The sequence below is a fragment of the Halopseudomonas pertucinogena genome (assembly GCF_014646575.1).
Lineage (GTDB): Bacteria > Pseudomonadota > Gammaproteobacteria > Pseudomonadales > Pseudomonadaceae > Halopseudomonas > Halopseudomonas pertucinogena.
In genome coordinates, this window is record NZ_BMNN01000009.1 from 39,727 (window position 1) to 59,942 (window position 20,216).

Below are 20,216 nucleotides of genomic sequence, written 5' to 3' on the forward strand. Positions count from 1 at the left end.
ATATGACTGCTATCCGTACCATCGAAGGCGACTTCATCGCTGCACAGGGTCGCTACGCCCTGGTCGTCGGCCGCTTCAACAGCTTTGTGGTTGAAAGCCTGGTTGACGGCGCTGTAGATACCCTCAAGCGTCATGGTGTCAAGGAATCGGACATCACTATCGTCCGGGTGCCCGGTGCCTTCGAAATTCCGCTGATGGTGCGCAAGGTCGCCGACCTGAAGCAGTATGACGCCATCATCACCCTGGGCGCGGTCATCCGTGGCGGCACCCCGCACTTTGAATATGTCGCCGGTGAATGCGTCAAGGGCGTCGGCGCCGTATCGCTGGACGCAGGCATTCCGGTCGCCTTCGGCGTACTGACCGTGGACAGCATCGAGCAGGCCATCGAGCGTTCGGGTACCAAGGCAGGCAACAAGGGCGCGGAAGCCGCCCTCTCGGCAATCGAAATGGTCAGCGTGATCAAGCAATTGGAGGCCTGAGTGGCTGATCACGAAGCAAGACCCAAGCGCTCCGGCGGCCAGTCCCGCAGCGCCATGCGCCGCAAGGCCCGCAGCCTGGCGCTGCAGGCACTGTATTCCTGGCAGATCGCCGGCCAGCCGCTGAGCGACATCGAGGCGCAGCTGCGCAGCGATCCGGAATACGATTTCGACAGTGCCGATGGCGCCTACTTCCGCGAACTGCTGCGCGGCGTACCGGCCCATCTCGACGAGATCGACGAGCAGCTCAAGCAGGTGCTCGACCGCTCTGTGGCAGAGGTCGACCCCATCGAACTGGCGATCCTGCGGATCGGCGTGTTCGAGATGACCCAGCGCATCGACGTGCCCTACAAGGTGGTCATCAACGAAGGCATCGAGATGGCCAAGGTATTCGGTGCGACCGATGGCCACAAGTACGTCAACGGCATCCTCGACAAGCTGGCTCCCCGCCTGCGCAGTGTCGAGGTGAATGCGTCCCGCCGGGGGCGCTGAGCCACTTCGGAGCCTGCCATGTCGCTGGGTGAGTTCGGGCTGATCGGCCGTTATTTCCAGCGCACGGCGTTGCAGCACGCCGGCGGCAACGCCGCGGTGGCGCTGGGCATCGGTGACGATGCCGCTCTGCTCGAGCCCACGCCGGGCTGCCAGTGGGTGATTTCCACTGACAGCCTGGTGCAGGGCGTGCATTTCCCCGGCGTCTATTCCCCCTTCGATCTGGGTTACCGCGCCCTGGCCGTGGCGGTCAGTGATCTGGCTGCGATGGCGGCGCGTCCGCTCGGTTTTACCCTCGCGCTCACCCTCCCCGATGTGGATGAATCCTGGCTGCAGGGTTTTTCCGACGGTCTGGCACGGTGCGCCGGCGACCATCACATCAGCCTGATCGGCGGAGACACCACCCGCGGCCCGCTGAATATCGGCGTCACTGTATACGGTGAGGTGCCGGCCGGGCAGGCGCTGCGCCGCAGTGGCGCCCGGCCGGGCGACCTGCTGTGTGTCGGCGGGCCGTTGGGTGATGGCGCGGCGGGACTGGCAGTGGTATTGCGACAGTCGCTTCCGGAGCAACTGGATGCCGGGGGCCGCGACTATCTTGCCAGGCGTTTCTGGCAGCCCCGTGCGCAGTGCGAGCTCGGGCTGGCTCTGCGGGGCAGGGCAACCGCGGCGATGGATATCTCCGACGGCTTGCTCCAGGATGCGGGACATATGGCGCGGGCCAGTGGTGTGGCGCTGCATCTGCAACGCAGTTTACTGCCACATTGCGCCGCGCTGGCCGCCTGGCCCGAATGTCAGCGGCTGGACTGGATGCTGCGCGGCGGCGACGACTATGTATTGCTGTTCAGCATTGCCGCTGCCGACCTGGAGCAGCTGGGCGACTGGCCTGTTACCGTGATCGGCCGGGTCGAGGCGGGCGAGGGAGTCTGGCTTGACGGCCAGCCTGCTGCCGCCGACGGCGGCTACCAACACTTCAAGGAGCCCTCTGATGGCTGAACCACGCACCCCGACACCGCCCTCGGTGTGGCGCAACCCCGTGCATTTCCTTGCTTTCGGTTTCGGCAGCGGTGCCATGCCCAGCGCGCCGGGCACCTGGGGCACGCTGGTCGGGCTGCCTTTCGTGCTGCTGTGGCAGCAACTGCCGCCCGGCGGTTATACCCTTGTGCTGGTTCTCGGCACCCTGCTCGGCATCTGGCTGTGTCACCGCACGGCGGCGGACCTGGGCGTACACGACCATGGCGGCATCGTCTGGGACGAATTTGTCGGCGTATGGATCGCCCTGTGGCTGGCGCCGGCCGGCTGGGGCTGGCTGTTGGCCGGGTTCCTGCTGTTTCGCCTGTTCGATATCTGGAAGCCCTGGCCGATCAGCTGGGCCGACCGCCGGGTCGGCGGCGGGCTGGGGATCATGCTTGACGACATTCTTGCCGGCTTCATGGCCCTGCTGGTGCTGCTGGTCGCCGAGTGGTGGCTGCTCTGACCCATCAAACGGCCGTCCGGGCAGATCGGCGCTGACTGGCAGGACCATCTGCTGCTAAGATAACGGCCCTCCCCACCAGAGTGATCCTAGGAGACAGCGTGTCAGTCACCTTTGTTGCGTCATCCCAGTTGCCTACCAAATGGGGCACCTTCACCATGCACGGCTTCCTTGAGCCCGGTACCGGCAAGGAGCATGTGGTGCTGACCATGGGCGATGTGAGTGATGGCCAGCCTGTACTGGGCCGGCTGCATTCGGAATGTCTGACCGGCGATGCGCTGTTCAGCCTGCGCTGCGATTGCGGCTTCCAGCTGGAAGCCGCGCTGAAGGCGATTGCCGACGAAGGCCGTGGCGCGCTGCTGTATCTGCGTCAGGAAGGCCGCGGCATCGGTCTGATGAACAAGATCCGCGCCTACAATCTGCAGGATGGCGGCGCCGACACCGTCGAGGCCAACGAGTTGCTCGGCTTCGGCGCCGACCAGCGCGACTACGGCATCTGCCGGCCGATGCTGGCGCACCTGGGCATCACCAGTCTCAAGCTGCTGACCAACAACCCACGCAAGGTCAAGGCGCTGGAGGATTTCGGCATCGATGTCGCCGAGCGTATTCCGTTGAAGACCGGGCTCAACCCCTTCAACCGCAATTACCTGATGACCAAGGCCGGCAAGCTCGGTCATCTGCTTGGCACCATCCATCAGGCCGAGGCGGAAGAATGATCGATACCCGCATCCATTGGCTGGCCCTGCGTCGCAACTGGCGGATGCAGACCCTGGCCTCGCTTATTCTGCCGATAGCGGTGGTGTGGTTCTTCCACGACCGTGACGGCGGCGCCTATGAAACGGTCGGTATGCCTCTGTTCGTTGCAGGCTTGCTCACCCTCGGCCTGACCGTCTGGCGTTTCCGGCATTACAAGGCATCACTGCTGGAGGTCGATGCTGCGGTTGGCGAGGCGCCCTCCGAGCAGGCCTGGAGCCGCCTGCACCATAATCAGCTGCTCGGTCTGACCAATGCCAAGCTGCCGGGCTGGATCGGCATGCTGCACTACGTCTGCACGCTCGAAATCATGCCGCTGGTCCTGCTGGTGCTCGCCAGCCAGGGCGCGATGATGTTGTACCGCCCGGCGCCGCAGCGGTTCCGCTGACGTTCAACGACGAGCGGGTCCCGGTTAACCGCCGACCTGCCGGGGCGCTGTGTCCGGGTTGAACCCCTCCTGATCGAGAAAGCGCAGGTGTGTGCGTAGCGCTGGTAACAACTGTCCGTCGGCATAGGAGCAGCCGGTCGTGATTGGATCCAGTTGGCGCTCCTTGCCTGCCTGCTCCGGTCTATGCCCCTGGCCAGCCGATAACGCGTCCAGCATCGGTTGATAGCCGGGCCGCCAGGCCCTGATCTCCGGCAGTGCCGAGCGCAGGGCGCGCAGGATGTCCATGCCCGCATAATCCAGATCACCCCAGAAGAAGCTGCCTGCCGGTGGGTACTGCCACTGCCGATGGAAGTACTGCGCGTCGGAGCCCGGGAGGAAGGCAAATCGGGTGCTGGTGCTGGTGATGCGTCCGGCACTGGCACGAAACCCGGCACTGAACAGCAGGGCGGTGCGGGCGGGGGCCTGTTCCACCAGGCGCAGGAAGCTGTCCTGGTTCTCGACAATCAACAGGCGATCGAAGCCGGCCGGCGCCCAGGCGGTGAGCAGCAGCGGCCGGCGGCGGATACTCTCGGCGCGCTCGCCGAACAGCTGCCCGAGCAGATCCATGCGCTGATCCAGCACCTTGGAGTTGCCGAGGAAGATGCGGGCAGACAGCTCGCGCAGACTCAGTTGCTGCTCCAGCAGCGGGCCGATGGCGGCCAGCGCGGTTACCACCTGTTCCCCGGTGAAACCGGGCAGGGTCAGGCGCTGGCGGCGCAGCGCCTCGCCCCGATCGACAAAGCTGTCCGCGTGGCGGTCGATGGCTGCCAGCCATTCCGCTTCGATGGGGTCGATACGCGGTCGGCCGAGCCACTGTCGCAGCAGCTCCTCGGAGTCGGCTCGCAGCCGCAGCTGGGCGTTTTCATAGGGTTGCTGATGCGGCAGCAGCCTCCGGTCGAAGGTGACGCTGAATACCCGCCAGCGCTGCACCAGCTCCTGCTCGATGAGCTGCCAGCGGCCGTCCACATCCGCGGAGAAGTCGAACAGCGCCGGCAGGGTGCGTTCATTGATGCGCAGGGTGACATCCCTGCTGCGGGGCCTTTCCAGGCGCTGCAGCAGGTCCAGCAGCAGGGCGCGTACCCAGGGCTCGCCGAGCCAGCCGAGCTGCTCCCCGGCACCCTTCATAACAGCTCCATGAATTCCAACGAGCCCTGCTGGCGGATCACCCGGCGATGGTTGTTCCACAGCTCGGTGATGCGCTCGCGGTTGAGCTGCTGACGGTCCACCAGCACTCGGGTGTTCAGCTCGCCCAGGGGCACCGCGCTGGGTACCTTGCTGAACACGAACTGGTTGCTGACCAGCTCGAGGAAGGGGCCGGCCTTGCTGGTGGGCATGATGAAGATCAGCTGCAGACCCAGGGTTTCGGTCAGGTAGCTGATCACCTGACGCGAGCGGGTTTCATCCATGTGCATGAAGGCCTCATCGACGATCACCATGCGCAGATGACTGTTGCCCTCGTTGAAGCGGAAGGCGCTGGTGACCGCGGCGGCGCGGATGATATAGGCCGGGGTTTCCAGCTGGCCGCCGGAGCCGGTGCCGTACTCGCTGAGACGGATGGCCTGCTTGCCCTCCGGGTGCTTGAGGATGTCGTAGCGGCGATAACGGCGGTAGTCGCTGATGCGCTCCAGCTCACGCAGGGCCTGCTGCTCGTCGCCCTCCAGCAACAGTGACAGCAGGCGGTCGCGCACGGCCGCAGACTGTTCCGACAGGCTGACCTCGAACAGGTTGGTGCCATCGCCCAGATTCGGCATCTGCGACACCTCGCGGAAGAACTTCCAGTATTCCTTGTACTCCGGCACCCAGCTCCAGTCGAACTGGAAGCCCTCGCGGTCGGCACCGAAGCGGTGGTGCTCCAGCTCGCTGTTGAGTTGCTCCAGGGTCCGCTCGCCGTCATTGATGGCCTGGTGGATCTCGTGGCACAGGTCGCTGACGAAGGTGGTGTTGAAGCTGTCGCGCAGTTTGCCGAGCTGTTCCTGCTTCTCCAGCAGCACATTGTTGCGCAGGCGGTTGTGCAGGTTGTCCAGCTGCTGGTTCAGGCCGCAGATGTGGCGGAAGAAACCCAGGCTGTGCAGCTCCTCGGCGCAGTCGTGCAGCAGGTTGTCAGCGGGCTGGGCCTGCTGGTTGTACTCCCTGAGCCGCGAATCCAGCTGCACCGCCAGTTGTGACAGGCTGTCTCCCAGGCGCTGGCGGGCATCGGCGTAATCGGTCTCCCCGCCGCCCTGTTCAAGCTGCTCATCCAGCTGGGCCAGGTGCTGCTGCGGGTCGAGCCCGCCGACCAGTGCGGCGGCGTCCAGCAGGTAGCTTTCGGCCCGGTCCCTGGCGTCCAGCAGGCTGTCGCCCTGATCGGCCAGGCGGGTGACCTGCAGCTGGATATTGTCCAGATTGGTTCTGACGCCGCCCAGCTCGGTGCCGATGCTGTCCTTGCGTGCATCCAGCTCATGGTAGCGCTGTTGCACCCGCTGCAGTTCCTCCTCCAGGTCCAGATATTCCGACAGATCCAGACTGGCCAGCTGCTGTTCCACTTCCCGAAGTTGCTGCTGGGCCTCGAGCAGGGCGCTGGCCCGGTCCACATAGTCCAGCGGGCGGATGCGCTGCAATTGCATGATCAACTGGTGTATGCGCTCACACAGCTGCTGGAGCGCGTGCTGCTGGATCTGCAGCTGCTCCAGCTGCTGCTGCTGGGCCTGCAGGTTGCGTTTGCGGGCGGCGGCGCCGAACAGCAGTTGGCTGTCGTCGATATCGCAGCGGAACAGCGCGTAGTTGCCCGAGCCCATGCCGTCCTGGGTGACGCCGCGCCGGGTCTGGCGCAGGCTCTCAGCATCGGTCACCCGCACCACGCTGCCATAGGAAGCGCGCAGGTAGTACTCGGCGATGCGGTGGTTGAAACGCATCACGTTGATCACCGAGTCCTCCGGCAGGGTCAGGCGCTCGGCGTCCTGACGAGCCTTGTCGCCCTGGATGACCCGTGCCCGGTTGCGCTCGCGTCCGGCCAGCTGGCGGACGATGCGGATGGCCGTGGCCTCGTGCTGCGGCTCCACCAGAATGCCGTAGCGCGAGCCGCCGATATAGCCCTCGATCGCCATCTGCCAGGCTGGGTCGGTGATCTCCACCTGGTCGCACAACACCCGCGGGTCGGCCTGCGGGCATTGCTGACGGATCGCGGCCAAAGCTTCGTCGACATAGGCCGGGTAGGTCACCCGGCTGTCCTGCAGGGCCTTGATCTGGCGCTGGGTCTGGGCGATCTGCCGCTCCAGGTTGGCCAGGGAGGAGCGCCGCTCCTGGAGCAGGCGGTCGGCGCGCTGAATCAGGGTGCTGTTGTCTGCATCCGTCTCGCTGAGCAGCGCGGCCAGCTGGTTGTGTTCGCGCTGCTGGGCTCGGATGGCATCCAGTCCGGCATCGAGCGGGGTCAGGTCCACCCAGTCCCGGGCCAGCAGCTGGTTGAGCTCGGCTACCGGCTGCTGTTCGGCGGCCAGCACCGCTGCGCTCTGCTGTGCCCAGCGGCGGCTTGCCAGCTCTGGCAGGTCGGCGGCCAGCCCCTCGGCCAGCAGCCGGCGTACCTGCTGCAGCGCCTCGACGTTCACATCGCGCTGGTGGGCCTGCTGCAGCAGCGGTGCGACGCCCTGCTGCAGCTGTTCACTGAGCTGTTGGTGGCGAGCGTCCAGTTGATCCTTGCTCTGCAGTACGTTGATGCCCTGGCGGCGGGCCTCCAGCTGGACCAGTTCCTGGTGCGCCTGGGCGGCGCGCTGGGCGGTGAGCTTCTGGTCTTCCAGCAGGGTGTCGTGCTGTTGCTGGTACGCCTGCTGCTGGCGCTTGGCATTCAGATACTGGCCCTGGTTGGCTGCCCAGGCCTGGGCAGCGGCGGAGTATTCCAGCCCGGTGCGCTCCAGCCAGCTCTGCTGGTAACGCACGGCCAGGCCCCGCGACTGCTCGAGCAGGTTGACGCCCTGGCGCAGGCGTGCGGCCTCCTGCTCCATGCCGTGCACGGTACGCAGCAGCTCGCGGATACGCTTGATGGTATCGCCGAAATCCCGCGGATCGAGTACCTCGCCAGCGACGAACTGGTCGATGGACTTGACCGGCTTGTAGGCCATGAAGTTGGCGAAGGTGCGCGCCGCGTTCTTCGCCTCGCGGCTCGACACCGCGTCGCTCTTGCCGCGCAGAGCCCCGTACAGACGGCCGAGATAGGCGCTCTTGCGGTCGTAGGTCTCCACCTGTTGCTGGCCGAACTGGCGGCGCAGCCGATTGGCCAGTTCGGTGACCGGCACCACATGGCGGCTGCCGTCTTGCTCGCGAATGAAATGCGACAGCGACAGCATCTCCCCGGGGACGATCAGCAACAGCAGCTCGTCCTGGCGGGCCTGACGGCTGCTGCCTGCGGTGTCCAGATGGGCGCGGACACCGATCACGGCGGTAAAGGGTTCGGCGGTTTCGCCCTGGGTGGGGTGGAAGATCCCGGCGATATAGCCGTCGGTGGTCAGCGGCCGGGCAAAGGCGCCGTCATCACAGCCCAGCACGTAGGAGGCCAGGGTGCGCACCTGCTTGCCGCCGCGGCCGCGCTGGGTGGTTTCGTCCTGGCCGGGGTTGTAGTTGTACAGGTTATCGTGGGCGGCGGTCATCAGCGTCTGCAGGGCGTCGGCGGCGGTGGTCTTGCCGGAGCCGTTGCCGCCGGAGAACAGGTTGACCGGGCCGTATTCAAATTCGCCTTCCGGCAGGTTGCCCCAGTTCACGGTAATCGAGCGTTTCAGATACATGCTCAGTCCTCTCCTTCGCCGTCGGCGGGCTGCTGGCCATCCCCCGCCAGTTGGGCCAGCGCACTGTCGGTGACCACACTGATGATGCCGGGGCGGATGGTCAGCCAGCCTTCGCCGTCCAGCGGGTCGGCGTCGCTGCTGCTGCGGATCAGGCGCAGCTGGCGCAGGCGGCGCAGCAGGTGCTGACGCTCGACCGCCGACTCCGGCAGCGGCCTGCCGAGCAGGTTGCGGTGGCTCAGATTGAGCGCCTCCAGTGACAGCATGACCTGACCGTCCTCGTCGACTTCCCCTTCGCGCAGGGCCTTGTCGTATTCGGCGCGCAGCACCAGGATCAGCGCCACCTCCTGCTGGCTGAGGCGCTGGCGCAGGCCGGTGTGCACGCTGGCGTCGATATCCGCCAGACCGGGGGCTTCGGCCCCCGGCGGGAACAGCCGCAGCAGGTTGAAGCGCGGCTCGTGCAACAGGCGGATCTGCAGCACGCTGAGATAATCCTCCACCAGGTCCGAGGTCTGCAGGTAGCGGTCGTACAGTTCCGCTTCCTTGCGGCTTTCATCCCGGCACAGCACGCCCCGGTCGAGCAGGCGGATCATCAGTTCCGAGAAGTCCCCGGGGCTGATGTTGCGCCGTTGCAGTTGATCTTCCAGAGCGTCACGCATGATTGTCCTGTTCCAGTTCGATGATGAAGCCGTCGCGGTGGTTGAACCAGGTTTCCCCGGTAATGGTCTGGCCAGTGGGCTGCACCCTGACCCGGAAGCCGGAGGCGGCGTGGTCGGCGCTGCCCAGGCTGATGATATGACTGAGCGCCAGCAGATCGGCGGCGTTCTCTACCGGCAGGTCGCGGCTGTCGATACGCCGGCCTGCACCCAGGGCGCTGCGCAGATAGTTACGCAGGCCGCTGGCATTGATCTGGAACGCCTGCTCCAGCAGCTGCTGGACGGCCAACTCGCGCCGGGTCTCCGGGTCCGGATCGCCGGGGTCGAGCATCTCGCTGTGCACCAGCCGCCGCAGCTGGCGCTCGCGCAGGCGTACCTGCTGCGGGTCGACCAGTTCCAGGCGAATGCTGGCCATGGCTTCCCCGGCGGCGGCCAGCCGGGCGTCGAACTCGGTCTGATCCAGCCCGCGCAGGGTGCTGCACAGGCCGACAATGTCGTTGTGCTTCTGGGTCTGCAGGTAGCTGAGCTGGCGGATAATGATGTCGGCGCGCTTGGTGAAGCTCTGCAGGGTGCGCCGCAGGGCCGGAAGCATGATCTCCGAGGCGTTGCGCAGGCGCAGCTCGATGCTGTCGAGCAGGTACCAGAGCACCGAATTGCCCGGCTCCGCCACCAGGTCGGGCGCGACCCGGCGCAGTTCGCGCTCGGCATTGGCCTTCCAGGTGTTGGACTGGCGGCGGATGCGTTGCAGCACCTGCTGGATGCGGTCGCGGTGCTTTTCCACGCTGTCGGCGGACAGGCGGATGGCCACGTCCGGCAGGAAGCGCCGCTCCATGAAGTCGAAGAACTGGTCACTGGCCTGCTGCACCAGTTGCTGGGCTTCGACCTCGCGCACCAGCTGGCGCTTGCGCTCTTCCAGCTCGGCGATGATGTCGGTGAAGTCGGCAATGATCCGCTCGGAATACTCGAAGGCATCCAGCAGGTCGTAGACCTCGCCGCGTTCGGCAAAGGCCGACAGGGCGTTGAGGGTATTACGGGTATTGCGGTGGCGGGTGCGCAGGCTGCGGCCGTCGGCCTCCACCAGGGGTTGGGTGAACAGTCGACCGGTGCGGCTGAAGGGGTAGGTGGATTGGAAGGTGGCCTGGTCTACCTGTCGCTCCAGCCAGCCATGCTCGACCAGGTTGTTGAGAATCCAGCCGGCCTGTTCGCGGTTGTTCCTGAAGCGGCCCTGGTCTTCATCCTCGCTGTCGAGCAGGGGCGCCCGTTCCAGCGCCTCGCTGAAGATATCCAGTACCTGTTCGCGTTTGAGTGATTCGCCGTAGTCGGCGTTGGCACTGTACAGCCGCTCGTGCAGCAGGCGCAGACACTCGACGATCTGCTCGCGGTACTTGCTGGTCAGCGGGCGGAAGAAGTGCAGACGCTCGTTGCTGAAGAACATGACCCGGGCCCGGAAAGATTAAAGGGGCATTATGCCGGATCAATCAGACCGGTTCACGCCGCTTTTGTGCGATCAGGGGGGTTACAGATTCGTCGCCAGTCGCTGGCGAATGGCCCGCTCGATACCCGCCGCATCCAGCCCGCACTCGGCCAGCATATTGGCCGGCTTGTCGTGCTCGATATACAGGTCAGGCAGGCCGAGGTTGAGCACCGGAACCTGTATCCCCTGGGCCAGCAACCATTCGTTCACCGCGCTGCCGGCGCCGCCCATGATGGCGTTCTCTTCTACAGTGACCAGTAACTCGTGGCTGTCTGCCAGCTGCTGCATCAGCGCAGTATCCAGCGGCTTGATGAAACGCATGTTGGCGACGGTGGCATCGAGGCTTTCGGCGGCGGCCAGTGCATTGGCATGCAGGGTGCCGAAGCAGAGGATGGCGACACCCTCACCCTGACGGGTGATCTCCCCCTTGCCGATCGGCAGCGGCAGCAGGGTCTGCTCGACGGGCACGCCCGGGCCGGTGCCGCGGGGGTAGCGCACCGCGGCCGGGCCGTTGTACAGGAAGCCCGTGCTGAGCATCTGGCGGGTCTCGTTCTCGTCCGCCGGTGCCATGATCAGCATGTTGGGGATGCAGCGCAGGTAGCTCAGGTCGAAGCTGCCGGCATGGGTCGGCCCGTCCTCGCCGACCAGCCCGGCCCGGTCAATGGCGAACAGTACGTCCAGGTCCTGCAGGGCAACGTCGTGGATCAGCTGATCATAGGCGCGTTGCAGGAAGGTGGAATAGATCGCCACCACTGGCTTGGCGCCTTCGCAGGCCATGCCGGCGGCGAGGGTCACCGCGTGCTGTTCGGCGATGGCCACATCGAAATAACGCTGGGGAAAGCGTTCGGCGAAGGCGATCAGGTCGGAGCCTTCTTTCATCGCCGGGGTGATGCCGATCAGACGCGGGTCGGCTTCGGCCATGTCGCACAGCCACTGGCCGAAGATGTTCGAATAACGGGGTTTGCTGACGCCGTTGCTGGCCGGTTTGGGCTCCAGCTTGGTGATGGCGTGATAGCCGATCGGGTCCGCCTCGGCGGGAGAGAAGCCCTTGCCCTTGCGGGTGACCACGTGCAGGAACTGCGGGCCCTTGAGCTGGCGCATGTTGCCGAGCGTGGTGATCAGGGTCGGCAGGTCGTGACCATCAATCGGGCCGATGTAATTCCAGCCCAGCTCCTCGAACAGCACGCCCGGGGCGAGCATCGCCTTGGCCGTTTCCTCGGTCTTGCGCGCCAGCTCCCAGGCAGGCGGGAGCTTGGACAGCACCTTCTTGCTGCCCTCGCGCATGTGGGCGTAGGTCCGGCTTGAGAGAATCTTGGCCAGGTAGTTGGAGAGGCCGCCGACGTTGCGGGAAATCGACATGTCGTTGTCGTTGAGCACCACCAGCATGTCCGCATCGGCCTCGCCGGCGTGGTTGAGTGCCTCAAATGCCATGCCAGCGGTCATTGCGCCGTCGCCGATAACCGCCACGGTGCGACGGTCCAGCCCCTGGAGGCGGGAGGCGATCGCCATGCCCATGCCTGCGCTGATCGAGGTGCTGGAGTGGCCCACGCCGAAGGTGTCATAAGGGCTTTCGCTGCGCCGGGGAAAGGCGGAGATACCATCCTTCTGGCGCAAGGTCGCCATCTCTTCGCGGCGCCCGGTGAGGATCTTGTGCGGGTAGGCCTGATGACCCACGTCCCACACCAGCCGGTCTTCGGGGGTCTGGTAGATGTAGTGCAGGGCGATGGTCAGCTCAATGACACCGAGGCCCGCGCCGAAATGACCGCCGGTCTGGCCGACGCTCCACAGCAGGAACAGGCGCAGCTCGTCGGCCAGCTCGGGCAACTGGGATGGGTCCAGAGCGCGCAGTCGGTCGGGGCTGTCAATGCTGTCCAGCAGCGGGGTACTGGGGCGTTCGCGGGGTATTTCGTGGAAGATCCTGGGCATCTAACAAGGGCTCTGATTGCCGCTCGGGCGGCAGGAAACAAGGGCGCAGTTTAACCGATCGGGCCCATTAGCCCAACTCCGGCCGCTGCCGGCCGTCCATACGCTGCTCAGTGCTGTCTCTCGATGATGTACCGGGCCAACTGACGCAGACGGTCTGCACCATCGGCAAAGTCGTCGAGGGCGGTTATGGCCTGATCACACAGCGAGCGGGCCAGCTCATGGGCACCCTGCAGGCCGAGCAGGGAAGGGAAGGTCGGCTTGCCGCGAACGGCGTCGGCACCGTGCTGCTTGCCGAGGGTCTGGGTGTTGCCCTCCACATCGAGAATGTCGTCCTGCACCTGGAACGCCAGGCCGATGCAGTCGGCATAGCGCTCCAGCGCGGCCATCTGTGCGCTGTCGGCACGCTCGGAGGCCAGTGCGCCCAGCTGCACGCTGGCACGGATGAGAGCGCCGGTCTTGCGCTGGTGCATGTCTTCCAGATCGGGCTGCTGCAGTTGGCGGCCGACCGCGCCCAGGTCGATGGCCTGGCCGCCGACCATGCCGCTGGGCCCGGCAGCCCGGGCCAGCAGCGTGGTCATCTGCAGTCGGGTAGCGGGCTGCCACTGCTCGGTGCGGCTGATCCATTCGAAGGCCAGCGCCTGCAGTCCGTCCCCGGCGAGGATGGCGGTGGCCTCGTCAAAGGCGCGATGACAGGTGGGCTGGCCACGGCGCAGATCGTCATCGTCCATCGCCGGCAGGTCGTCATGGATAAGCGAGTAGGCGTGGATCAGCTCCACCGCCGCCGCTGCGGGATCCACCTGCTCAACAGGCACGCCCAGGGCTTCGCCGCTGGCATAGGCCAGTACCGGGCGTATCCGTTTGCCGCCACCCATGACGCTGTAGCGCATGGCGGCATACAGGCGCTCGAGCTGCGGCAGCGGGTTCTGCAGCTGACTGTCCAGATGCGCTTCTATGCGTTTCTGACACTGGCTGAGGTAGTGATCGAAGCCGGTCATGGGGCCGGGTCCTGGAAAGGCTCGGTGGTCAACTGGCCATCCTGCTCGAGCAGCAGGGCAACCTTCTGTTCGGCCTGGGTCAGGGCCTGCTGGCATTCGCGGGTGAGCGCCACCCCCTGCTCGAACGCGCCGAGGGATTCTTCCAGGCTCAGATTGCCACTCTCGAGCCGCTCAACGAGGCTCTGCAGGGCCTCGAGCGATTGCTCGAAATCGATGGCTTTGTCAGTGGTGGCCATGGGTCATACCTCGGTTGCAATGGTTGAAAAACGGCTGAACATTACCCGCGCCGGTATCGGCGGTCAATCCAGGAGCGGCGGGCTGACGCAGTGCATTACAGATCACCCCACAGATGCTGGGCGATGCCCACGGCAACCACCGGGGCCGTCTCCGTGCGCAGGACCCGGGGCCCGAAGCGCGCTGCGTGAAAGCCTGCCGCCTCCGCCAGGTCGATTTCACCGGCGCTGAGTCCGCCCTCGGGCCCGATCAGCAGGCCCAGCGTCGCCGGCGCCGGGAGGCTGCGCAGGTCCTGATCGGTGCGGTGATGCAACACCAGCTTGAGGTCGGCCTGCAGGCCGGTCAGCCAGTCGGCCAGCGCGACGGGGGCATGAATGGCCGGCACCCGGCTGCGACCGCACTGCTCGCAGGCGCTCACTGCGATCTGCTGCCAGTGCTGCTGGCGCTTGTCGGCGCGCTCGCCCTGCAGGCGCACCTCGCAGCGCTCGGTGAACAGCGGGGTGATCTCGGCGACCCCCAGTTCGACCGCTTTCTGGATCGCCCAGTCCATGCGCTCTCCTCTGGATACGGCCTGGCCCAGATGAATCTGCAGCGGCGACTCCGCCAGACCGCTGACCGGCGCGCCGAGAGCCAGGCGCACCTCGCGCTTGCTGACGTCGAGAATCTCGCCGGGCCACTCCTGGCCCGACCCGTTGAATATCTGTACCGGTGCGCCCGGCCCGAGGCGCAGCACACGCCCGATGTAATGGGCGAGGTCGCCTTCCAGAGACTGCTCGCCGCTGGCCAGTGGCGCATCAAGATAGAACCGGGATATACGCATGGGTCAGTCCCGGGTTGCCCGTTCGATCCCTTCCCAGGCGACGCTGGCCAGGTGGTCGATCTGATCGGGGGTGATCACATAGGGCGGCATGAAATACACGACGCTGCCGAGCGGGCGCAGTAATGCCTCGTTGCGCAGACCGTACTCATAGACGCGGATGCCACGGCGCTCCTGCCAGGGGTAGGCGGCACGGGTGGCCTTGTCCCTGACCATCTCGATCGCCAGTACCATGCCGGTCTGGCGCACTTCGCCGACATGGGGGTGGTCGGCAAAATGTGCGGTCGCCCGGCCCATGTGGGCAGCCAGTGTCTTGTTGCTCTCGATCACGTTGTTCTGCTCGAACAGGTCCAGTGTGGCCAGCGCTGCAGAGCAGGCCAGCGGGTTGCCGGTATAGCTGTGAGAGTGCAGAAACGCGCGCAGGGTTTCGTAGTCATCATAGAACGCCTGATAAATGTCGTCGGTGGTCAGGCAGACCGACATGGGCAGGTAGCCACCGGTCAGCGCCTTGGAGAGGCACAGGAAGTCCGGGCTCATGCCGGCCTGCTCACAGGCGAACATGCTGCCGGTGCGGCCGAAGCCGACGGCGATCTCGTCGTGGATGAGGTGGACGCCGTAGCGGTCGCAGGCCTCGCGCAGCAGTTTCAGGTAGATCGGGTGATACATGCGCATGCCGCCGGCACACTGGATCAGCGGCTCGATGATGACGGCGGCGACCTGCTCGTGGTGCTGCTCCAGCGCGCGCTCCATGTGCCCGAACATGAGGCGGCTGTGCTCCTCCCAGCTGGCGCCCGGCTCGCGTTCGTAGCAGTCGGGGGAGGGTACCGTGATCACGTCCATCAGCAATGGTTCGTAGGTCTCCTTGTACAGCGCCACATCGCCGACCGCGAGCGCGGCCAGTGTCTCGCCGTGGTAACTGTTGGACAGGGTAATGAAGCGCTTCTTTTCCGGCTTGCCGCTGTTGAGCCAGTAATGGAAGCTCATTTTCAGCGCGACTTCGATACAGGATGAGCCGTTGTCGGCATAGAAACAGCGGGTCAGCGGCGCGGGGGTAATATCGACCAGCCGCTCGGACAGCTCAATCACCGCCTGGTGTGAGAAGCCGCCGAGGATGACGTGTTCGAGAGTGTCCAGCTGCTGCTTGATCCGCTCGTTGATGTAGGGGTTGGCGTGGCCGAATACGTTGACCCACCAGGAGCTCACTGCATCCAGATAACGGTTGCCGTTGAAGTCATGCAGCCAGACGCCCTCGCCCCGCTTGATCGGGATGATGGGCATGTGCTCGTGATCCTTCATCTGGGTGCAGGGATGCCACAGCACCGAAAGGTCGCGCTGCATCCATTGATTGTTGAGCCCCATGGGTACCTCGCCGGTCGATGATCTGCCGGCGATTGTATCGCAGTGCAGCGGATGCTGCAGACGTACGCCGCCTACCGGGTGCCGAACACCACCATGGTCTTGCCCTTGACGTGGATCAGACCCTGCTCTTCCAGGGTCTTGAGTACCCGGCCGACCATCTCGCGCGAGCAGCCGACGATACGACCTATTTCCTGGCGGGTGATCTTGATCTGCATGCCGTCCGGGTGGGTCATGGCATCGGGCTGCTTGCACAGCTCCAGCAGGGTGCCCGCGACCCGGCCGGTGACATCCAGGAAGGCGAGATCGCCGACCTTGCGGGTAGTGCGGCGCAGGCGGTCAGCCATCTGCCGGCCTACCACATAGAGCAGCTCGGGATCGCGGGCGGTGATCTCACGGAATTTGGCGTAGGGCAGCTCGGCGAGTTCGCATTCGGTCTTGGCCTTGACCCAGGCGCTGCGGTCCTGCTCGGCCTGCTCTTCGTCAAACAGGCCCATTTCGCCGAAGAAATCGCCCGGGTTGAGGTAGGCGATGATCATATCGCGGCCCTGGTCGTCCTCGATCGAGATGGTGACCGAGCCCTTGACGATATAGAACAGGCGATCGGAAACGTCTCCTGCATGAATGATGGTACTGCGAGGGCCAAAGCGCCGACGATAACAATGTCCCAGAAACACATCGAGATTTTTTATTTTGGGTATCGGGGAGAGAGCAGCCATTTTTGTCATCCTGTCACATTGATCAAGCAGACCATGGAGTCATGGGCATCCTTGCAGCCTCGTCATGAGACCAAACCCGATTATGTCCAGTTTCATTGACAAAGGCCAGCGCCTGAGCCGGGGGCCGATTGTGCTATTCTCCGCCGCCTGTGAATGATGCGTTCAGGGGAGAGTGGAATGAAGGCGCAGATCAAATGGGTCGACGGTGCAATGTTTCTTGGCGAGTCCGGTAGCGGACATACCATCGTCATGGATGGCCCCGAGGAAGCCGGCGGGCGCAACATGGGCGTACGGCCGATGGAGACGGTGCTGATCGGATTGGGTGGCTGCGCCAGTTACGACGTGGTCAGCATTCTGAAAAAGGGTCGCCAGGACGTGCGTGACGTCCGCACCGTACTGGAAGCAGAACGTGCCGACAGCGAGCCGAAGGTGTTCACCCGCATCCATGTGCACTTCGTTGTGAGCGGCAAGCAGCTGAAGGAAGCCCAGGTGAAGCGGGCGGTGGAGCTGTCGGCGGAGAAATACTGTTCGGCGTCCATCATGCTCGGGCGCGGCGGTGTGGAAATCACCCACGACTACGAAATCATCGATGTGGACTGAAGCGCAGCACCGCTGCGCTTCGTGATCCTCGGTCAGATGCGGTAGGTGACGCTGGTCATCACCTTGGACATCATCTTCATGGCGGCCTTTACCGGGCGCGGGAAGACTACCCCGCCGGCCTGCAGTGCCTGGCTGCCATGCTCGATCTCGTCTTCGCGCATCTGCTCGAGGATGGCGCGGGACTTGAGGTCATCTTCCGGCAGCTGGGTCAGGTGATCGTCCAGATGCCGCTCCACCAGCTGCTCGGTGGCGGCAACGAAGCCCAGGCTGATGCGGTCGCTGATCTTGCCGGCGACCGCGCCGATGCCGAAGGACAGACCATAGAACACCGGGTTCAACACGCTGGTACGGCTGCCCAGTTCGTTCAGGCGTTGTTCGCACCAGGCCAGGTGATCGACCTCTTCGGCGGCGGCCTGCTCCATCTGTTCGCGGATGTCCGGCAGTCGGGCTGTCAGTGCCTGGCCCTGATACAGCGCCTGGGCGCACACTTCCCCGGTATGGTTGATGCGCATCAGCCCGGCAACATGCTGGCGCTGGGCATCATCGATGGTATCGCTGCGCAGGTGCTGGGCCGGCGAGGGCCGGGCAGCCTGTGCGGCCCCGGGCACCAGGGTGCGCATGGCCTGCTCGCCCTGGACCAGCAGACGGTCGAACAGGCTGTATTGACGTGTACTCATGTAATTCTCCTGAAACCGGCTTCAAGTATAGCGGTTGAATCAGCTGCAGGGTTGTTCGAGATCAACCCGGGGGCCAGTTCATCTGGCGCTGTCCCAGTACATGCAGGTGGATGTGGTAGACCGTCTGGCTGCCCATTTCCCTGCAGTTGAAGACGGTGCGAAAGCCTCCTTCGCAACCCAGTTCCAGGGCGAGCCGCTGGGCCGTATAGGTCATGTAACCGACCAGTTCGCAATCTTCCTCTGTCATATCGTTGAGGGTAGCGATATGCTTTTTCGGGATAACCAGAAAGTGCACCGGCGCCTGGGGGTTGATGTCATGGAAGGCCAGTACGCGGTCATCCTCGAAGATGGTTTTCGATGGGATCTTGCCTTCGGCAATGCTGCAGAACAGACAATTCACGGTGCTCTCCTTGTTATGAGTCGGGCAACCAGTGTAACCAACCCGCAGGCGGACATGACAGCGCCTCTTGCAGGCAGGGATGCGCCATGAAGAATGACATACATGATCTGGGACTGGTACTGGACTCCAGGGTTCGGCTGGTCGTCATCGAATCCTGGGAAGAGCTGCGTGTACTGGAGGCCATCGCCACGCTGGCGATCAAGCGCAGCCAGACCTGGTACACCTGGAACCAGGTGGAAGGTCTGCAGCGCCTGGGCTTCGGCCCGGCGCTGGATGCCGAGGGCGATCTGAGCGATCCGGAAGCGGCGCTGGAGCACGTGCGCCGCCAGCGCGAACCGGCTCTCTACGTATTTTGCGATCTGCATCCCTTCATGCATTCCTCGAAGCTGGTTCGGCTGCTGAAGATGATCGCGATGGAGCCCGCCGAGCAGGCTCCGACGCTGCTGCTGGTCAGCCATGAGCTGGCGCTGCCTGCGGAGCTGCGGCGGCTGGCGGCGCGCATCCACCTGAGCATGCCGTCGGACGAGCAACTGGCGGCCATCATCCGCGAAGAGGCCGCACGCTGGACCGAGCGCAACCAGGGGCGACGTGTGCGTACCGACAGCCGCACGCTGGAACAGGTGGTGCGCAACCTGCGCGGTGTGACCCATGAGGAGGCCCGGCTGCTGGCGCGCAAGCTGATTGTCGATGACGGTGCCATCACCCAGGAGGACCTGCCGGTACTCAATCGCGCCAAGTTCAGTCTGCTGGACATGCAGGGCGTGCTCAGTTTTGAGCAGGACACTGCGCGCTTTGCCGAGGTCGGCGGGTTGGCAAGGTTCAAGCGCTGGTTGGCGGATCGACAGGCGGCCTTCAGTGGGGCGGATAGCGCGGACGTGCCCAGGGGGGTACTGCTGGCGGGCGTGCAGGGATCAGGCAAGAGCCTGGCGGCACGGGCCGTGGCCGGCCTGTGGGGGTTGCCATTGTTGCGGCTGGATTTTGCCGCGCTCTACAACAAGTACATCGGCGAGACAGAGAAGAACCTCCGCGAGGCGCTGGCAATGGCGGACGCCATGGCACCCTGCGTGCTGTGGATCGACGAGATCGAAAAGGGTGTCGCTGAGGATGGCAGCGACAATGGGGTGTCCCGCCGGGTGCAGGGCACGCTGCTGACCTGGATGGCAGAGCGCCGCAGCCGGGTGTTTCTGGTGGCCACCGCCAACGATGTGATGCAGTTGCCGCCCGAGCTGATCCGCAAGGGCCGTCTCGATGAGTTGTTCTTTGTCGACCTGCCGCAGGCCGCCGTGCGCGAGGACATCTTCCGGATTCACCTCGCCAGCCGCGGTTTCGCCGTGGACAGGTTTGATTTGCCATCGCTGGCTGCGGCCAGTGAGGGTTTCTCCGGCGCCGAGATCGAGCAGGCGGTGGTCGCGGCGGTGTACAGCGCCGCGGCGCGTCAGGAAGATGTCATCAACGAGCACGTATTGGAAGCGCTGAACGAGACCTCACCCCTGTCGGTGGTGATGGCCGAGCGCATCCAGAGCCTGCGCAGCTGGGCTCGGGAGCGGGCGGTCATGGCTGATTAAAAGGGCTTGAGTACAACCAGCAGCACCACGCCCACCAGCCCCAGTACCGGCGCCTCGTTGAACCAGCGGTAGAAGACGTGGGAACGGGTATTGCTGTCGTTGGCAAAGCGCCGCAGCTGGGCGCCACAGATGAAGTGATATATGACCAGCAGCGCAACCAGGGTCAATTTGGCATGCATCCAGCCCTGCTGCATCCAGGCAGGCTGAAGGGTCAGCAACCATACCCCCAGGCCGAGGGTGGCAACCATCGACGGCAGCATGATGCCGCGGTACAGCTTGCGTTCCATGATCTTGAAGCGGTCCCGGCTGGGCTGGTCCTCACTCATGGCGTGGTAGACGAACAGGCGTGGCAGATAGAACAGGCCGGCAAACCAGGTCACCACCGCCATGATATGAAAGGCTTTGATCCACAGATACACGTTGCTGCTCCTGT

The 20,216-nt window shown here is 64.7% G+C and carries 21 protein-coding genes; 8 read left to right on the forward strand and 13 right to left on the reverse strand.

The features are described 5' to 3' along the window. Positions 1–2: 2 nt before the first annotated feature. From ribH to IEW63_RS14155, 6 genes are all read left to right on the forward strand, one after another. Complete coding sequence (ribH, locus tag IEW63_RS14130) at positions 3–479, forward strand: 6,7-dimethyl-8-ribityllumazine synthase (protein WP_188637276.1); 477 nt, start codon at positions 3–5, stop codon at positions 477–479. A 54-nt stretch (positions 480–533) separates the two neighbouring features. Next, positions 534–968, forward strand: coding sequence for a transcription antitermination factor NusB (gene nusB, locus IEW63_RS14135; protein ID WP_188637303.1), 435 nt, complete (start codon positions 534–536; stop codon positions 966–968). Between the two features lie 24 nt (positions 969–992). After that, positions 993–1,958, forward strand: a complete 966-nt coding sequence (gene thiL / locus IEW63_RS14140; protein ID WP_188637304.1) for a thiamine-phosphate kinase — start codon at positions 993–995, stop codon at positions 1,956–1,958. Next, positions 1,951–2,439, forward strand: coding sequence for a phosphatidylglycerophosphatase A family protein (locus tag IEW63_RS14145; protein WP_188637277.1), 489 nt, complete (start codon positions 1,951–1,953; stop codon positions 2,437–2,439). Before thiL ends, IEW63_RS14145 begins: the two co-directional genes overlap by 8 nt. A gap of 98 nt (positions 2,440–2,537) precedes the next feature. Then, complete coding sequence (gene ribA, locus IEW63_RS14150; protein WP_188637278.1) at positions 2,538–3,152, forward strand: GTP cyclohydrolase II; 615 nt, start codon at positions 2,538–2,540, stop codon at positions 3,150–3,152. Continuing rightward, positions 3,149–3,577 carry a hypothetical protein gene (locus tag IEW63_RS14155; protein WP_188637279.1) on the forward strand — a complete coding sequence of 143 codons (429 nt, stop codon included), beginning with the start codon at positions 3,149–3,151 and terminating at the stop codon, positions 3,575–3,577. Before ribA ends, IEW63_RS14155 begins: the two co-directional genes overlap by 4 nt. Positions 3,578–3,601: 24 nt before the next feature. Here the strand turns inward: IEW63_RS14155 and IEW63_RS14160 are convergent, their stop codons facing one another. The 10 genes from IEW63_RS14160 to crp all read right to left on the reverse strand — a co-directional run bounded on the left by IEW63_RS14160 (position 3,602) and on the right by crp (position 16,541). Next, on the reverse strand, positions 3,602–4,741 hold the full coding sequence (locus IEW63_RS14160) for a Wadjet anti-phage system protein JetD domain-containing protein (protein ID WP_188637280.1): 1,140 nt from the start codon (positions 4,739–4,741) through the stop codon (positions 3,602–3,604). After that, positions 4,738–8,367, reverse strand: a complete 3,630-nt coding sequence (locus IEW63_RS14165; RefSeq protein ID WP_188637281.1) for an ATP-binding protein — start codon at positions 8,365–8,367, stop codon at positions 4,738–4,740. Before IEW63_RS14165 ends, IEW63_RS14160 begins: the two co-directional genes overlap by 4 nt. Positions 8,368–8,369: 2 nt before the next feature. Further along, positions 8,370–9,023: a DUF4194 domain-containing protein gene (locus tag IEW63_RS14170; protein WP_188637282.1), complete on the reverse strand. Its 654-nt coding sequence runs from the start codon at positions 9,021–9,023 to the stop codon at positions 8,370–8,372. Next, positions 9,016–10,455, reverse strand: coding sequence for a Wadjet anti-phage system protein JetA family protein (locus tag IEW63_RS14175; protein ID WP_188637283.1), 1,440 nt, complete (start codon positions 10,453–10,455; stop codon positions 9,016–9,018). Before IEW63_RS14175 ends, IEW63_RS14170 begins: the two co-directional genes overlap by 8 nt. Positions 10,456–10,536: 81 nt before the next feature. Next, the gene (dxs, locus tag IEW63_RS14180) at positions 10,537–12,420 is read right to left on the reverse strand and encodes a 1-deoxy-D-xylulose-5-phosphate synthase (protein ID WP_188637284.1); all 1,884 of its coding nucleotides are present in this window, start codon (positions 12,418–12,420) and stop codon (positions 10,537–10,539) included. A gap of 107 nt (positions 12,421–12,527) precedes the next feature. Continuing rightward, entirely contained in the window at positions 12,528–13,415 is an 888-nt protein-coding gene (gene ispA / locus IEW63_RS14185) for a (2E,6E)-farnesyl diphosphate synthase (protein ID WP_188637285.1), read from the reverse strand. Next, a complete protein-coding gene (locus tag IEW63_RS14190; RefSeq protein WP_188637286.1) occupies positions 13,412–13,651 on the reverse strand; it encodes an exodeoxyribonuclease VII small subunit in 240 nt (79 codons plus the stop codon). The genes ispA and IEW63_RS14190 overlap by 4 nt, the downstream gene beginning before the upstream one ends. A 95-nt stretch (positions 13,652–13,746) precedes the next feature. Beyond that, positions 13,747–14,469, reverse strand: a complete 723-nt coding sequence (locus IEW63_RS14195) for a 16S rRNA (uracil(1498)-N(3))-methyltransferase (protein WP_188637287.1) — start codon at positions 14,467–14,469, stop codon at positions 13,747–13,749. Positions 14,470–14,472: 3 nt separating this feature from the next. Then, positions 14,473–15,825 carry an adenosylmethionine--8-amino-7-oxononanoate transaminase gene (locus IEW63_RS14200; RefSeq protein WP_188637288.1) on the reverse strand — a complete coding sequence of 451 codons (1,353 nt, stop codon included), beginning with the start codon at positions 15,823–15,825 and terminating at the stop codon, positions 14,473–14,475. Between the two features lie 71 nt (positions 15,826–15,896). After that, on the reverse strand, positions 15,897–16,541 hold the full coding sequence (crp, locus tag IEW63_RS14205) for a cAMP-activated global transcriptional regulator CRP (RefSeq protein WP_188637289.1): 645 nt from the start codon (positions 16,539–16,541) through the stop codon (positions 15,897–15,899). A gap of 177 nt (positions 16,542–16,718) precedes the next feature. Here crp and IEW63_RS14210 point away from each other — a divergent pair, with 177 nt between their 5' ends. Beyond that, complete coding sequence (locus tag IEW63_RS14210; protein WP_188637290.1) at positions 16,719–17,141, forward strand: OsmC family protein; 423 nt, start codon at positions 16,719–16,721, stop codon at positions 17,139–17,141. 32 nt (positions 17,142–17,173) lie between these two features. On the opposite strand, the gene coq7 is transcribed toward IEW63_RS14210, so the two are convergent. Beyond that, entirely contained in the window at positions 17,174–17,818 is a 645-nt protein-coding gene (gene coq7, locus IEW63_RS14215) for a 2-polyprenyl-3-methyl-6-methoxy-1,4-benzoquinone monooxygenase (RefSeq protein WP_188637291.1), read from the reverse strand. 61 nt (positions 17,819–17,879) lie between these two features. Next, positions 17,880–18,218, reverse strand: a complete 339-nt coding sequence (locus IEW63_RS14220; protein ID WP_188637292.1) for a histidine triad nucleotide-binding protein — start codon at positions 18,216–18,218, stop codon at positions 17,880–17,882. An 86-nt stretch (positions 18,219–18,304) separates the two neighbouring features. On the opposite strand from IEW63_RS14220, the gene IEW63_RS14225 reads away from it, so the two are divergent. Beyond that, positions 18,305–19,783 (forward strand): AAA family ATPase, encoded by a 1,479-nt coding sequence (locus tag IEW63_RS14225; RefSeq protein WP_188637293.1) that lies wholly within the window; start codon positions 18,305–18,307, stop codon positions 19,781–19,783. On the opposite strand, the gene hemJ is transcribed toward IEW63_RS14225, so the two are convergent. Further along, on the reverse strand, positions 19,780–20,202 hold the full coding sequence (gene hemJ, locus IEW63_RS14230; protein ID WP_188637294.1) for a protoporphyrinogen oxidase HemJ: 423 nt from the start codon (positions 20,200–20,202) through the stop codon (positions 19,780–19,782). The two genes, IEW63_RS14225 and hemJ, sit on opposite strands and share 4 nt — an antisense overlap. Positions 20,203–20,216 lie beyond the last annotated feature (14 nt).

Bases quoted from the DNA above. Each gene is read 5' to 3' on its own strand.
- IEW63_RS14175 (WP_188637283.1), bottom strand. From the start codon at position 10,455: ATGTTCTTCAGCAACGAGCGTCTGCACTTCTTCCGCCCGCTGACCAGC.
- IEW63_RS14155 (WP_188637279.1), top strand. From the start codon at position 3,149: ATGATCGATACCCGCATCCATTGGCTGGCCCTGCGTCGCAACTGGCGG.
- IEW63_RS14195 (WP_188637287.1), bottom strand. From the start codon at position 14,469: ATGCGTATATCCCGGTTCTATCTTGATGCGCCACTGGCCAGCGGCGAG.
- ispA (WP_188637285.1), bottom strand. From the start codon at position 13,415: ATGACCGGCTTCGATCACTACCTCAGCCAGTGTCAGAAACGCATAGAA.
- IEW63_RS14190 (WP_188637286.1), bottom strand. From the start codon at position 13,651: ATGGCCACCACTGACAAAGCCATCGATTTCGAGCAATCGCTCGAGGCC.
- IEW63_RS14170 (WP_188637282.1), bottom strand. From the start codon at position 9,023: ATGCGTGACGCTCTGGAAGATCAACTGCAACGGCGCAACATCAGCCCC.
- IEW63_RS14225 (WP_188637293.1), top strand. From the start codon at position 18,305: ATGAAGAATGACATACATGATCTGGGACTGGTACTGGACTCCAGGGTT.
- dxs (WP_188637284.1), bottom strand. From the start codon at position 12,420: ATGCCCAGGATCTTCCACGAAATACCCCGCGAACGCCCCAGTACCCCG.
- IEW63_RS14145 (WP_188637277.1), top strand. From the start codon at position 1,951: ATGGCTGAACCACGCACCCCGACACCGCCCTCGGTGTGGCGCAACCCC.
- coq7 (WP_188637291.1), bottom strand. From the start codon at position 17,818: ATGAGTACACGTCAATACAGCCTGTTCGACCGTCTGCTGGTCCAGGGC.
- nusB (WP_188637303.1), top strand. From the start codon at position 534: ATGCGCCGCAAGGCCCGCAGCCTGGCGCTGCAGGCACTGTATTCCTGG.
- IEW63_RS14200 (WP_188637288.1), bottom strand. From the start codon at position 15,825: ATGGGGCTCAACAATCAATGGATGCAGCGCGACCTTTCGGTGCTGTGG.
- IEW63_RS14165 (WP_188637281.1), bottom strand. From the start codon at position 8,367: ATGTATCTGAAACGCTCGATTACCGTGAACTGGGGCAACCTGCCGGAA.
- ribH (WP_188637276.1), top strand. From the start codon at position 3: ATGACTGCTATCCGTACCATCGAAGGCGACTTCATCGCTGCACAGGGT.
- crp (WP_188637289.1), bottom strand. From the start codon at position 16,541: ATGGCTGCTCTCTCCCCGATACCCAAAATAAAAAATCTCGATGTGTTT.
- IEW63_RS14210 (WP_188637290.1), top strand. From the start codon at position 16,719: ATGAAGGCGCAGATCAAATGGGTCGACGGTGCAATGTTTCTTGGCGAG.
- IEW63_RS14160 (WP_188637280.1), bottom strand. From the start codon at position 4,741: ATGAAGGGTGCCGGGGAGCAGCTCGGCTGGCTCGGCGAGCCCTGGGTA.